Below are 12,184 nucleotides of genomic sequence, written 5' to 3' on the forward strand. Positions count from 1 at the left end.
AACGGTGGAAATTTCGTATCGGAGCCCCGTATGCAGCCTTGGAAGACACTGGCCGTACCGCTGGTCGCGATCCTCGCCGTGACCTTGGGCGGGCCCGCCCCGGCGACGGCCGCCACCCCCACCCTCAAGATCGAGAACAACGCCACCCAGCCCGTCTTCTCCCGCGCCGACGCCGTCAAGCAGACGGTCTTCGTCGAGGTGGCCGGGACCGACAGCGACGACGACGGGCAGCCCGACCGCGTCGCCATGGACATCCTGCGCCCCAAGGAGACCGACCAGGGCCTCAAGGTCCCGGTGATCATGGAGGCCAGCCCCTACTACGCCCCCGGCAACGACGTGCCCAACCACCCGGTGGACGTCGACGCGAACGGCAACCCGCTGCCCACCCTGAAGTCCCTGTCGAACAAGCTCGCCGGCGAGCCCTTCGACGGCTACTACGACAACTACTTCGTGCCCCGCGGCTACGCCATCGCCCTGGTCGAGAACGTCGGCAGCGCCCGCGCCACCGGCTGCCCGTCCACCGGCGACCGGAACGAGACGGCCGGCCCGAAGGCCGCCATCGACTGGCTGAACGGCCGCGCCCGCGGCTTCGACGCCGACGGCAACGAGGTCAGCGCCACCTGGTCCACCGGCAAGGTCGGCATGATCGGCGTCTCCTACAACGGCACCCTGCCCAACGCCGTCGCCTCGACCGGCGTCGAGGGCCTGAAGACCATCGTGCCGATCGCCGCCATCTCCAGCTGGTACGACTACTACCGGGCCAACGGCGGCGTCCTGGCCCCCGGCGGCTACCAGGGCGAGGACCTGGACGTCCTGGCCAAGTTCGTGCTGACCAGGGACCGGGGCTTCGAGGTCTGCGGCGCCAAGATGGACGCGCTGACCGCGAGCCAGGACCGGATCACCGGCGACTACGGCCCGCTCTGGGACGCCCGCAACTACCTCAACGACGTGGACAAGGTGAAGGCCAGCGTCTTCCTCGTGCACGGGCTCAACGACTGGAACGTCAAGACCAAGCAGTTCGCCCAATGGTGGTACGCCCTGGCCGAGCGGCACGTGCCGCGCAAGATCTGGCTGCACCAGGGCACCCACATGAACCCCTTCAACCTGCGCACCGTCGAGTGGCTGCGCCAGTTGCACGGCTGGTTCGACTACTGGCTGCAGGGCATCGACTCGGGCATCATGCGCGAGCCGCAGGCCGACGTCGAGATCGGCGTCGGCGAGTGGCAGCAGCACTCCTCCTGGCCGCTGCCCGGGGCCACCACGGTCGCGCTGCACCCGGCCGCGGGCGAACGGCTCGGCCTGCTGCCCCGGCCGCTGTCGCCCGCGGAGTCCTTCGTGGACCAGAGCGCGCGGACGGCCGAGCAACTGGTGGAGGCGGCCGGGCCGGACCCGAACCGGCTGGCGTACCGGACCGGCGAGCTGCCCGCCGACGTGCGCATCTCCGGCACGCCGACGGTCTCGGTGCGGGCCTCGTTCAAGGACGGCGCCTCGCCGTACCTGACGGCGTTGCTGGTGGACTACGGCACCGACGTGCGCCCGGACGGCACCCTGCTGTCGACCGGCCAGACCTACTGCTACGGCGAGGGCGTCCCGGGTGACACGGGCTGCACGACGCTCAGGCGGCTCGGCACGGCGACGACCGCGTACAAGATCGTCTCCAGAGGGTGGCTCGACGTGCGCAACCGCCACCGCGCCGACCGCACGCAGCCGCTGCGCCCCGGCAAGGAGTACACCTTCACCTGGGACTTCCAGCCCAAGGACTACCTGTTCAAGAAGGGCCACCGGCTGGGCCTGGTGATCATCTCGACCGACCGCGACTACACCCTGCGCTATCCGGCGGGCACCCGGGTCACCGTGTCGCCGGGGCACTCGTCCCTGCGGCTGCCGGTGGTGTTCGGCAGGCTCGGCTGACATGCCGACGGCCCGCCGCGCGACGCGGCGGGCCGTCGGAGCGGCGCTCAGGCCATGGCGTTGCTGATGGAGTCGATCGGGCCGACGTCCCACAGCGCGGTCAGCGCGGTGGCGGCCATCACCCGCACGCCCATCGCGATCGCCTTCTCGTCGACGTCGAAGGTGCCCTGGTGGATGTCGTACGTGACGCCGTCGGGCGAGCGCGTGCCGAGCCGGGCGAAGGCGCCGGGGATCGACTCCAGGTACCAGGCGAAGTCCTCGCCGCCGAGCGACTGCTGGGTGGGCACCACCGCGCCCGCGCCGAGGGCCCGCTCGGCCGCCTCGGCCAGCATCTCGACGCTGACCTCGTCGTTGACGACCGGGGGCACGCCGCGCGTGTAGTCCATGACGGCCTCGACGCCGTACGCGCCGGCGACGGACTCCAGCAGGGCCTTGATCAGGTCGGGGGCGGCGTGCCAGGCGTTCTCGTCGAGGCAGCGGATCGTGCCCTCGGCGATGCCGTCGTCGGGGATGGCGTTGGCCGCCGAGCCCGCCTCGACCCGGCCCCAGACGAGGCTGAGCGAGGAGCGCGGGTCGATCCGGCGGGAGAGCGCGGCGGGCAGCTCGGTGAGGATCTTGGCCAGGGCGAAGACCAGGTCGGCCGTCAGGTGGGGACGGGCCGTATGGCCGCCGGGGCCGGAGACCCTGACCACGATCTTGTCGCAGGCCGAGGTGATCGGGCCGCTCCGGAGGCCGAGCTGGCCGACGTCGACGCGCGGGTCGCAGTGGAGGCCGAAGATGCGGTCGACGCCGCTGATGCCGCCGTGGGCCATGACCTCAAGGGCGCCGCCGGGCAGCTCCTCGGCGGGCTGGAAGATCAGCCGGACCCGGCCGGGCAGCAGCCCGGCGGCGGCCTGCTGGGCCAGGAAGAGCGAGGTGCCGAGCAGGACGGTGGTGTGCACGTCGTGCCCGCAGGCGTGGCACGCGCCGGGGACGGTGGAGCGGTAGGGCACGTCCTTCTCGTCCTGGAGCGGCAGCGCGTCGATGTCGGCCCGCAGCGCGATGGTCGGCCCGTCGCCGCTGCCCACGTCGCAGATGAGACCGGTGCCGCGCGGCAGCACCGAGGGCGTCAGCCCCGCGGCGGTCAGCCGGTCGGCGATGCGCTGGGTCGTGCGGTATTCGGCGAAGGCGAGCTCAGGATGCATGTGAAGGTCGCGACGGAACGCCACCAGCTCCTGCTCGATCTCCGCCAGGAACGCGTCCAGCTCTCCCCGCAGCTCACGTCCCCGCATATGTCACCATCCATCCCGTCGAGGCCGCGCGTCCCACGCACGGACGTCGGCTCATAACGCTCTCGAAAAAGTCCATCCTGCGGCAGCCACCTGGTTGAGGCGGCCGTTCGGCGAATCAAAAGCCACACCCGTAGGTTTCGGTGCGAGATCGTCAGCACGGGCTTCGCGTTCATCGGTCGCAGCAGCCCGGGTGCACGGCGGTAAGCCGCGAGCCCGGTGGCGATGCTTCTGACTTTATCGCTCCCGTGCGCCTTCGCGCCGACAGATACACCAAAAGTTGGCCGACGGCATGCCCGTAACCGCAGGTGGTCACGTTCCGCACATGCCTACCTGATCCGGAAAATAGTCACAAGGGATCATTAGATGGTGACCCGATGTCGCCACTTCCAAACGTGCTCACCGATTTCGAATCCTGTCACCTTCTGTCATGGTCATGACACTTTGGCGCTTGCTGCATTTGTGAAGAATGCGTGTTTCACTCGCTATATGATCACTAATATCCCGTTCGGGGAGAAGTATGCCGGGTTGAGCATCTTCGAGCCGAGCGAGGGGACCCTGGTGGTCGTACCCTCGCTCTCCCTGCCGCAGGACGAGCTGCGCCGCATCACGGCAGCCCGGTCGTACGAGGAGCGCCTGCTCTTCCTCCTCCTGACGCTCCGGGAACCCGGGGTCAAGGTGATCTACCTCTCCTCCGCGCCGATCGATCCCGACATCATCGACTACTACCTCGGCTTCCTCCCCGACCCGGACGACGCCGCCAAGCGCCTGGAGCTCATCAGTCTCGACGAGCCCTGGTCGCAACCCCTCACCCGGACGCTGCTGCGCCGACCCGACGTCCTCGACCGGTTACGGTCGGCGATCGACGCCGACACCTGGCTGGTGCCGTTCGTCCTCAGCGAGACCGAGGAGGAGCTGGCCGCGTCACTCAACGTCCCCATCTACGGCCCCGCCACCGCGCTGGCCTACTACGGCTCCAAGAGCGGCGCCCGCGAGGTCGGGCACGAGGCCGGCGTGCCCATGGCACGCGGTTTCGGCGACGTGCACAGCATCATCGCGATCGATGAGGCCATCGACTCGCTCCCCGGCGAACGGGTGATCGTCAAGCTCAACGACGGCTACTCGGGCCTCGGCAACGCCATCGTCGACAAGGCCGACCGCTCGCTGACCCGATTTTCGGCGGCCGGGGAGACCTGGACGAGCTTCACGACGAAGATCAGGGAACGCGGCGCGGTGGTGGAGGAGTTCATCGAACATCGCCCGCTCTACTACCCGAGCGCCCTGGCCCGAATCACGCCCGGCGGGCACGCGGCCGTGCTGGCCACGCACGACCAGGTGCTCGGCGGCCCCAACAACGACGTCTACCAGGGCTGCACGTTCCCCGCCGCCCCCGAGTACCGGCACGAGGTGGGCGAGTCGGCCGCGCGCATCGCCGGCATCCTGGCCGAGCGGGGCGTGGTCGGCCTGTTCGGCATGGACTTCTTCGCCCTCAAGGCCGACGCCGGGTACGCCGCGCTGCTGTGCGAGATCAACCTGCGGATCGGCGGCACGACGCACCCGTACGGCGCGGTGGTGCTGACGACCGGGGCCAGGTACGACCCGGTCACCGGCCTCCTGATGGCCGGGGACCAGCCGAAGTACTACACCGCGACCGACAACTGCTCCTCCTCCTGCCTGCGCGGCCGCACGCCGGGCGAGGTCATGCGCACCGCCCGGCGGCTCGGGATCGGCTTCGACGCCGACCGGCGCACGGGCAACGTCTTCCACCTGCTCGGCGCCATCCCCGAGTACGGCAAGCTGGGCTTCACCTCCATCGGCGACTCCCGCGAGGAGGCCGACGAGCTGCACGCGCTCACCCGCCGCCTTCTCTGCGACGCCTGATCCCCGCCTCCCGCAGTCCGCGCCACCCGATCACGGCCAGCACCGCACCGAGGATCACGTTGACCCCGATCAGGATCCCGTGCACGACGTAGAAGCCGGTGGGATGCCCGTCGGCCAAGTTAAACCCGAGGTTGATCCACTCGACGATCATGAACACGCCGAGGATGACGAGGAAACCGGCGATCTTTGGTGACATGGTCATCTCTCCAGTATCGAAGGCGGATCATCCGGGGAATGTGTCGCCACATGGGCATTCACACGGAGCTACGCTGAGACCGCCATGTGGACGAAATTTGTGCCGGTTACGGCACTTCTCGCCGCGGTCACGCTCACGAGCGGGACCGCATCCGCCGCCCCGGCGACACCCGTCGGCGGTGACGCGCTGGGAAGCCGTGGGCTGGTGCAACCCAAGGGTGTCAAAGCGCCCCCCGAGAGCAAGGCTACTTCCTACGTCATCGCGGACGTGGAGACGGGTCAGGTGCTCGCCGCGAAGGACGCGCACGGCCGCTACCTGCCGGCGAGCACGCTCAAGACGCTCACGGCGCTGACGCTGCTGCCGAAGCTCGACAAGAACCGCAGGGTCCGGCCCAGCCAGAACGCCTGCAACCAGGAGGGCACGGCGGTCGGGCTGACGCCCAAGATGACGTACAAGGTCGACGACCTGTTCCGGGCGCTGATGATGTCCTCCGGCAACGACGCGGCCATGGCCCTGGCCGAGACGAACGGCGGCGTGGCCCAGACCATGCGCGACATGAACGCCGAGGCCAGGCGGCTGCAGGCGTACGACACGGTGGCCAAGACCCCGAGTGGCCTGGACAAGCCCGGCCAGAGCAGCTCGGCGTACGACTTGGCGCTCATCGCCCGTGCTGGCCTCGCAAACCCCGATTTCCGGCGATATATCAGTACAAAGGTTGCCAAGTTTCCGGCGCCCAAGGACTACTACGAGATCAGCAACCACAACAAGCTGCTCTGGCGCTACCAGGGCATGATCGGCGTCAAGAACGGCTGGACGTCCAAGGCGCAGGGCAGCTTCGTCGGCGCGGCCACCCGCGGCGGCCACACGATCCTCGTCACGATCATGCGGCACGAGGGCTACTTCTGGGACGAGGTGGCCAAGCTGCTCGACTGGGGCTTCACGGTCAGGGGGAAGGCGACCCCCGTCGGGCGGCTCGTCGAGCCGGTGCCCGAGCAGGTGCGGGCCGCGCCGCAGGCGTCGGCGCCCATGTCGCGGGTGACGCCGGCCGCCCAGCCGCCGCTGCTGGACGCGGCGGCCTCCAAGCAGACCGACTCCACCCGGACGGTCGGCTCGGCCGTCATCGGCGGCGGCCTGCTGTTCGGGCTGGTCTGGCTCGGCTTCGGCATCCGCCGCAAGCGCAACAGGTCCCGCCTCTGACGCCAGGGGGCGCGTCAGGGCCGGGTCAGGGCTCCGAGGTCGGGTGCGGGGTCGTGCCCCTGCACTCGGGGCGGGCCGCCTGGCGCGGATCGGCCGCCGGCACCTCCAGCGGGTCGCCGATCGACGGGATCGGCGACGGGGACGGCGGCGGGCACAACCCCGTGGTGGACGTCCACGCGGCGGCCAGCAGCACGAGCCTGGCCGAGAAGTTCATCCACACCAGCAACCCCACGATGGCGGCGAACGCGCCGTAGACGGGGTTGCTGAGCGTGGTGCTGAGCAGCAGGCTCGCCACCTGCTTGAGCAGCCCGAACCCGATCGCGCCGAGCAGCGCGCCCCTGACGATGACCTTGAACGGCTCGGCCGGCTTGGCGACCCAGCCGAGCAGGATCACGAACAGCACCCAGTCGGCCACGACGCTCGCCATCACCACGAAGATCCGGAACGCCTCGGTGCTGAGCGGCGAGTTGTCGCCGAAGACGTGGTCGAGCACCTTGTCCGTGACCGTGGTGGCAGCCCCGGACACCAGCGTGGACACGACCAGCGTCGCCCCGAGCAGGATGACCGAGATCAGGTCGCGCAGTTTGCCCAGGAAGTAGTTCGGGGGCGGCACGGTGGTCATCGACATCTCGCGCAGCGCCGCGCGCAGCGCGTCCATCGCGCCGAGCCCGGCGTACAGGAGGCCGAGGAGGCCGATGATGCCCGCCGTCGTCCTGGCGCCGGCGATCTGCTCCAGGTTGAGGTCGGTCGCCATGCCGGGGAGCCGTTCGTTGATGGCGGTCTCCAGCGCCTCCCTGGTGGCGCTGCTGGCGTCGAGGGTGTAGCCGAGCACCGCGTACCCGAGCGCGAGCAGCGGGAAGAAGGACAGGAACGAGAAGTAGGTGACCGAGCCGGCCAGCCGGTCGCCTCCCTGGAGCTGGTAGCGGCGCACGGCCCTGACCAGGTGGTCGATCCACAGCCTGCGGACCCGCCAGTGGTCGAGCGTCGTCCGGCCCCAGGCGCGCAGCGACGCGATCCGCTCGGTCAGACCCGCCATCACGCCCTCACCCCCGCCCGCCGGAGGCGAACGATCACCTCGTCACGGCGTCGGCCGATTCTGTCAGTGACGCGAGGACCGCCGCCAGATCCTGGTGGAGCATCTGCCCATCTCGCTTGACGACACGCCCGCCGACCAGCACGGTTTCCACCACACCGGGGTCGGCGTTGAGCACGACGGCGCCGATCGGGTCGTGCGCCGCCGCCATGCCGAGGGTGTCCGTGCGCAGCAGTTGCAGGTCGGCCTGCTTGCCCGGCCGCAGCGAGCCGACGACGTCGCCCAGGCCCACCACCTCGGCCCCCTCGACGGTGGCCATGCGCAGCACGTCGCGGGTGGTGAAGCCCATGCCGCCGCCGTCCGGCCGGCCGCGCTCCAGCAGGTACGCCGCCCGCATCAGGCTGAACATGTCGCCCGGCGCGCAGCTCACCGTGTCGATGCCGAGGCCGGTCGGGGCGCCCGCCGCCCTGGCCCGCCCGCTGACCGGGTAGCCGAGGCCGAGCGTCATCTCGTCCACCGGCGAGACCGACACGTTGCCGCCACTGGCCGCGACGCGCTTGAGGTCGTCGTCGGTGTAGCTGTTGGCGTGCACGTACGTGGTCCGCGGCCCGAGCAGGCCGTTCGCCTCCAGGAACGCCAGGCCGCGGGCGGCGCTGTCCGGGCCGCCCACGCCCATGTGCACGGTGACCGGCAGGTCGAGCTCGCGGGCCAGCCGCCATTCCGCCAGTGCGTGCTCCTCATCAACGATCTCCGGCCCGAGCGCGGCGACGACCATGGTGACCAGGCCGCCGCCCGCGCCGAAGTGCTCCTCGTGCACCCGCAGCCCCTCGCGGACGAGCCCGCCCGGCTCGCCCCCGTGGCACCAGCCGAGCACGGCCCTGATCCCCGACTCGCGCAGCGCCCGCACGGTGGCCTCGGTGTGGGCGGGCGAGAGCTGGATGTGGGACCAGTCGAGCAGCGTGGTGATGCCGGTGTCGAGGCATTCCAGCGCGCCGGCGAGGTTGCCCGCGTAGACGTCGGCCGGGCGGTGGGCTGGGGCCAGCTCGCCGAGCACGCGGCTCAGGTAGCCGTCGAAGGCGACGTCGGGGGCGACCGCCCTGATGCCGGCCTGCCAGGTGTGCCGGTGGGTGTCGACGAACCCGGGCAGCACGATCCGCCCGGTCGCGTCGATCACCTCGGCGCCCGGGACGTCGGGCAGGCCGGGGCCCACCTCGGCGAGCACGCCGTCCTCGACGCGCACATCGACCTGGCCGAGCACCACGGGCTCGGGCTCGGTGTCGATCACGGTGCCGTTCTTGATCAGCAGAGTCTTTGTCATGGCGAAAAGCTTCTCATTAAGCTTTTAAGAAAGCAATCTGGCGATGGGTATCCTCGTTGGCGTGAAACCGGATGAGATCGACGCGATGGTGCCGCGCTGGATGGAGTCCGGGCTGTCGTCGTCGCTGATCGCCGGTCTGGAGCTGAGCAAGCGCCTGTCCCGGCTGCACCTGGTCTTCGAGCAGGCGATCAAGGCGGAGCTGGCCGAGCTGGGGCTGACCTACGCCGAGTTCGACGTGCTGGCCGCGCTCGCCCGCACACCCGCGCCGCACCGGATGAAGCCGAGCGAGCTGTCCAAGGCGCTGCTGCTCACCTCGGGAGGCACCAGCAACGTGCTCCAGCGCCTGACGGCCGCGGGTTACGTCGAGCGGGAGGCCAACGCGGGCGACGCGCGCAGCCGGTGGGTGCAGCTCACGGCCGAGGGGCGCCGGGTGGCCCTGGCGGCCCTCGACGCCTCCTCGCGGGCGCACGAGGAGGTGCTGGCCGGAGTGCCGGAGCAGGACGTCAGAGCCGCCGCCGACGCTCTGCGCGAGGTGCTCGCCCTCGTCGGCCGCCGCCGCTTCCGCTAGCCCGCCGTTCCGCCGTTCCGCGCGCGGATCCGTCCGCCAGGCCGCCGGACGCGCCCGCTAGCTCGCGCGCAGGGCGTGGCGGTCGGCCCAGGAGCCGATCGCCGCCGCGATGGCCTCCGGCTGGTCCTCCGGGGCGTGGTGACCCGCCGGGCCCAGGTGCTCGATCTCCAGGGCCGAGATGGTGCGGGCGCACCAGTCGAGCACCTCGCCCTGGATCAGCAGGGTCGGCGAGGAGTCGAAGGTGAGCAGCAGCTTGGGCACCTCGTCGCTGTCGGCCAGCCACTTGTCGTAGCGCTCGACGGCCTCGGCCACGTCGGCCGGGTCGCCGTCGAGCGGGATCGAGCGCGCCCACTGCAGCAGCGGCCGGCGGCTCTCCCTGGTCGCGTACGCCTCCAGGTACGGCCGCAGCTCCTCCTCGCCCAGCGGGTTCAGCACCCCGCCCGTGTACGCCGTCCGCACCAGGAAGTCGTCGTCGAGCACCAGGCGCTCCCCCGCCTCGCTCCTGATCAGCTCGCTGCGGGCGCGCGGCCCCTCGCCCAGCTCGCTCCAGCTCATCGGCCGCACGATGGTCTCGAAGAAGGCCACCCCGCGCACCCGGCCCGGATGCCGCGCCGCCCAGTCGAAGGCCAGCGCGCCGCCCCAGTCGTGGCCGACCAGCACGACCTCCTCCAGGCCGAGCTCGTCGAACCAGGCGTCGAGGTAGCGGGCGTGGTCGGTGAAGCGGTAGGCGAGGTCGGGCCGCCCCGAGCGGCCCATGCCGATCAGGTCGGGCGCGAGCAACCGGCCGGAGCCCACCCCGGGCAGCACGTTGCGCCACAGGTGGGAGGAGTTGGGGTTGCCGTGCAGGAAGACGATCGGCACGCCCTCCCCCCGGTCCTCGTAGTACATGGTCGAGTCCAGCACCTCGGCAACAGGCATGACACGCCTCTTTCGTTCGTCGCACTAACGTTTATGACACTAACGAACTTACATCGTTAGTGCGACTAACGCAACGCGATAGGATCACCGGCATGAGCCACGACATGTCCGACGCCGCCGACCGGACCGCCCCCGACCGCCTGCGCGGCCTGCCGAGCCGGCTGCTGGCCCATGTCGCGATGCAGGCCGACCGGCTGGTCAGCGACCGGCTCGCGGGCGCCGACGCGCGCAAGTGGCACTACGCGGTGCTCGTCGCGCTGCGCGAGTCCGGCCCGGCCAGCCAGGCCGAGCTGAGCCGGCTCACCGGCATCTACCGCAGCGACATGGTCGCGCTGCTCAACGAGCTGGCCGAGCGCGGCCTCGTCGAGCGCGCGCCCGACCCCGCCGACCGCCGGCGCAACGTCATCTCCATGACCGAGCGCGGCCGCGACCGGCTCACCCGGCTCGACGGGCTGGTGGACGACGTCCAGGACGAGCTGCTGGCGCCCCTGACCGGCCCCGAGCGCGACCAGCTCGTCGGGCTGCTCGGACGGCTGCGCGACCACCACTCCCGATCAGCCCAATGGCGGGCAAATCCTGGTGAAAGCCGAGGCGCGGGAGCTTGCCGACATACCTCCTGACCAGGGGGAACGCATGGCAGGGCCGCTCCGGTGACCCTAGCCTGTGCTGTGTTGGGACCGAGCCAGGAGGCGTCACCCCCATGACCGACATCAGCACCGGGCAGATGGTGCGACTCCAGCGCGAACGAAGGGGCATGAGCACGACCGCGCTGGCGACCCAGTCCGGCTGCACCACCCGGCACATCGAACTGATCGAACACGGAAAACGCACCCCCTCGCTGCCCCTTCTCCGCGAGATCGCCAAGGTCCTCGGCGTACGGACCGCCGTGCTCCTGGGCGAGACCCCCCGCGACTCCCACGAGCCCAGCAGGCCGCAGATCCGCGACATCGAGCGCGCCCTGTTCGCCTGCCGCGCCGGCGAGCCCGACCTCGAACCGCCCGACGCCGAGCAGCTGACCGAACGCGTGGCGGCGGCACGCAACGCCTGGTTCACCTCGGCCCGCCGGTACTCGATCCTGATGGCCGCGCTGCCCTCGCTGGTCTCCGACGCCGAGAGCCTGGCGGCCGAGCGCACCCCCGCGGCCTACCGGACCGCGACGGACGCCTACATGCTGGCCAGAGGGGTGCTCAAGCACCTGCAACGGGTGGACCTCGCGCACCTGGCCGCCGACCGGGCCATGCGTTACGCCGAGGAGTCGGCCGACCCGCTGATGCTCGCCTGGGCCCACTGGAACCTCGGCCAGTCGATGCTCTCCGACGACATGCACCAGATCGCCCACGACGTGGCCCGGCGCGGCATCGAGATCCTCGAACCCCACGTGGCCGACGGCGACGTACGGCACATCAAGGCGCTCGGCGCGCTGCACCTGCTGGCCGCCATCAGCGCGGCCAGGGGCGGCGACGACGAGCAGGCCAGGGAGACCGTGCGCGGCGCCGCCGCCCGGCTCGCCGACCGCGCCGACGACCACTCCGACGCCTACGACCTGGCCTTCTTCGGCCCCACCAACGTCGCCATCCACATGGCCAGCATCGAGCACGACACCGGCCGCCCCGAGGCCGTGCTGCGGCTGGCCGACGACATCGACATCCGCAGGACCCCGTCCATCGAGCGGCGCACCACGCATCTGTGCCAGGTCGCCCGCGCCTGCGAAGACCTGGGCGACGACGCCGCGAGCCTGGTCTACCTGCTGCGGATCGAGCGCGAGAGTCCCGAGGAGCTCGACCACAAGCTGCTGCTGCGGGAGATGGTGCGCTCGCTGGTGCGCCGCGCGCGTCCGTCGTGGGCGCCGGAGGTGCGTTTCCTCGCCGAGCGCCACAACATCGACGTGTGAGGC

At 70.8% G+C, this 12,184-nt stretch carries 11 protein-coding genes; 6 read left to right on the forward strand and 5 right to left on the reverse strand.

What is annotated here, in order from left to right; all coding sequences use genetic code 11:
- Positions 1-30 precede the first annotated feature (30 nt).
- Positions 31-1,911, forward strand: a complete 1,881-nt coding sequence (locus ACFYUV_RS15280; RefSeq protein ID WP_387669086.1) for a Xaa-Pro dipeptidyl-peptidase — start codon at positions 31-33, stop codon at positions 1,909-1,911.
- Between the two features lie 47 nt (positions 1,912-1,958).
- On the opposite strand, the gene ACFYUV_RS15285 is transcribed toward ACFYUV_RS15280, so the two are convergent.
- The gene (locus ACFYUV_RS15285) at positions 1,959-3,182 is read right to left on the reverse strand and encodes a M20 family metallopeptidase (RefSeq protein ID WP_364389280.1); all 1,224 of its coding nucleotides are present in this window, start codon (positions 3,180-3,182) and stop codon (positions 1,959-1,961) included.
- Between the two features lie 486 nt (positions 3,183-3,668).
- Between ACFYUV_RS15285 and ACFYUV_RS15290 the strand changes: the two genes are divergently transcribed.
- The gene (locus ACFYUV_RS15290) at positions 3,669-5,060 is read left to right on the forward strand and encodes a peptide ligase PGM1-related protein (protein ID WP_387669088.1); all 1,392 of its coding nucleotides are present in this window, start codon (positions 3,669-3,671) and stop codon (positions 5,058-5,060) included.
- Here the strand turns inward: ACFYUV_RS15290 and ACFYUV_RS15295 are convergent.
- Positions 5,032-5,262 (reverse strand): SCO4848 family membrane protein, encoded by a 231-nt coding sequence (locus ACFYUV_RS15295; protein ID WP_352326812.1) that lies wholly within the window; start codon positions 5,260-5,262, stop codon positions 5,032-5,034. The two genes, ACFYUV_RS15290 and ACFYUV_RS15295, sit on opposite strands and share 29 nt — an antisense overlap.
- Before the next feature lie 261 nt (positions 5,263-5,523).
- Between ACFYUV_RS15295 and ACFYUV_RS15300 the strand changes: the two genes are divergently transcribed.
- Positions 5,524-6,453: a D-alanyl-D-alanine carboxypeptidase family protein gene (locus ACFYUV_RS15300; protein ID WP_387669089.1), complete on the forward strand. Its 930-nt coding sequence runs from the start codon at positions 5,524-5,526 to the stop codon at positions 6,451-6,453.
- A gap of 25 nt (positions 6,454-6,478) precedes the next feature.
- Here the strand turns inward: ACFYUV_RS15300 and ACFYUV_RS15305 are convergent, their stop codons facing one another.
- Together ACFYUV_RS15305 and ACFYUV_RS15310 are read right to left on the reverse strand one after the other, a co-directional pair.
- On the reverse strand, positions 6,479-7,489 hold the full coding sequence (locus tag ACFYUV_RS15305; RefSeq protein WP_387669090.1) for a YihY/virulence factor BrkB family protein: 1,011 nt from the start codon (positions 7,487-7,489) through the stop codon (positions 6,479-6,481).
- Positions 7,490-7,523: 34 nt separating this feature from the next.
- On the reverse strand, positions 7,524-8,804 hold the full coding sequence (locus tag ACFYUV_RS15310) for an amidohydrolase family protein (protein ID WP_387669092.1): 1,281 nt from the start codon (positions 8,802-8,804) through the stop codon (positions 7,524-7,526).
- Positions 8,805-8,865: 61 nt separating this feature from the next.
- Here ACFYUV_RS15310 and ACFYUV_RS15315 point away from each other — a divergent pair, with 61 nt between their 5' ends.
- Positions 8,866-9,372 (forward strand): MarR family winged helix-turn-helix transcriptional regulator, encoded by a 507-nt coding sequence (locus ACFYUV_RS15315; RefSeq protein WP_387669094.1) that lies wholly within the window; start codon positions 8,866-8,868, stop codon positions 9,370-9,372.
- 57 nt (positions 9,373-9,429) lie between these two features.
- Here the strand turns inward: ACFYUV_RS15315 and ACFYUV_RS15320 are convergent, their stop codons facing one another.
- A complete protein-coding gene (locus ACFYUV_RS15320; RefSeq protein ID WP_387669096.1) occupies positions 9,430-10,290 on the reverse strand; it encodes a haloalkane dehalogenase in 861 nt (286 codons plus the stop codon).
- Positions 10,291-10,382: 92 nt separating this feature from the next.
- Between ACFYUV_RS15320 and ACFYUV_RS15325 the strand changes: the two genes are divergently transcribed.
- Together ACFYUV_RS15325 and ACFYUV_RS15330 are read left to right on the forward strand one after the other, a co-directional pair.
- A complete protein-coding gene (locus tag ACFYUV_RS15325) occupies positions 10,383-10,910 on the forward strand; it encodes a MarR family winged helix-turn-helix transcriptional regulator (protein ID WP_387669097.1) in 528 nt (175 codons plus the stop codon).
- Between the two features lie 80 nt (positions 10,911-10,990).
- Positions 10,991-12,181, forward strand: a complete 1,191-nt coding sequence (locus tag ACFYUV_RS15330; protein WP_387669099.1) for a helix-turn-helix domain-containing protein — start codon at positions 10,991-10,993, stop codon at positions 12,179-12,181.
- Positions 12,182-12,184: the final 3 nt, after the last annotated feature.

It is taken from the genome of Nonomuraea sp. NPDC003560 (assembly GCF_042878785.1).
Lineage (GTDB): Bacteria > Actinomycetota > Actinomycetes > Streptosporangiales > Streptosporangiaceae > Nonomuraea.

Bases quoted from the DNA above. Each gene is read 5' to 3' on its own strand.
- ACFYUV_RS15280 (WP_387669086.1), top strand. From the start codon at position 31: ATGCAGCCTTGGAAGACACTGGCCGTACCGCTGGTCGCGATCCTCGCC.
- ACFYUV_RS15285 (WP_364389280.1), bottom strand. From the start codon at position 3,182: ATGCGGGGACGTGAGCTGCGGGGAGAGCTGGACGCGTTCCTGGCGGAG.
- ACFYUV_RS15290 (WP_387669088.1), top strand. From the start codon at position 3,669: ATGATCACTAATATCCCGTTCGGGGAGAAGTATGCCGGGTTGAGCATC.
- ACFYUV_RS15295 (WP_352326812.1), bottom strand. From the start codon at position 5,262: ATGACCATGTCACCAAAGATCGCCGGTTTCCTCGTCATCCTCGGCGTG.
- ACFYUV_RS15305 (WP_387669090.1), bottom strand. From the start codon at position 7,489: ATGGCGGGTCTGACCGAGCGGATCGCGTCGCTGCGCGCCTGGGGCCGG.
- ACFYUV_RS15310 (WP_387669092.1), bottom strand. From the start codon at position 8,804: ATGACAAAGACTCTGCTGATCAAGAACGGCACCGTGATCGACACCGAG.
- ACFYUV_RS15320 (WP_387669096.1), bottom strand. From the start codon at position 10,290: ATGCCTGTTGCCGAGGTGCTGGACTCGACCATGTACTACGAGGACCGG.
- ACFYUV_RS15325 (WP_387669097.1), top strand. From the start codon at position 10,383: ATGAGCCACGACATGTCCGACGCCGCCGACCGGACCGCCCCCGACCGC.
- ACFYUV_RS15330 (WP_387669099.1), top strand. From the start codon at position 10,991: ATGACCGACATCAGCACCGGGCAGATGGTGCGACTCCAGCGCGAACGA.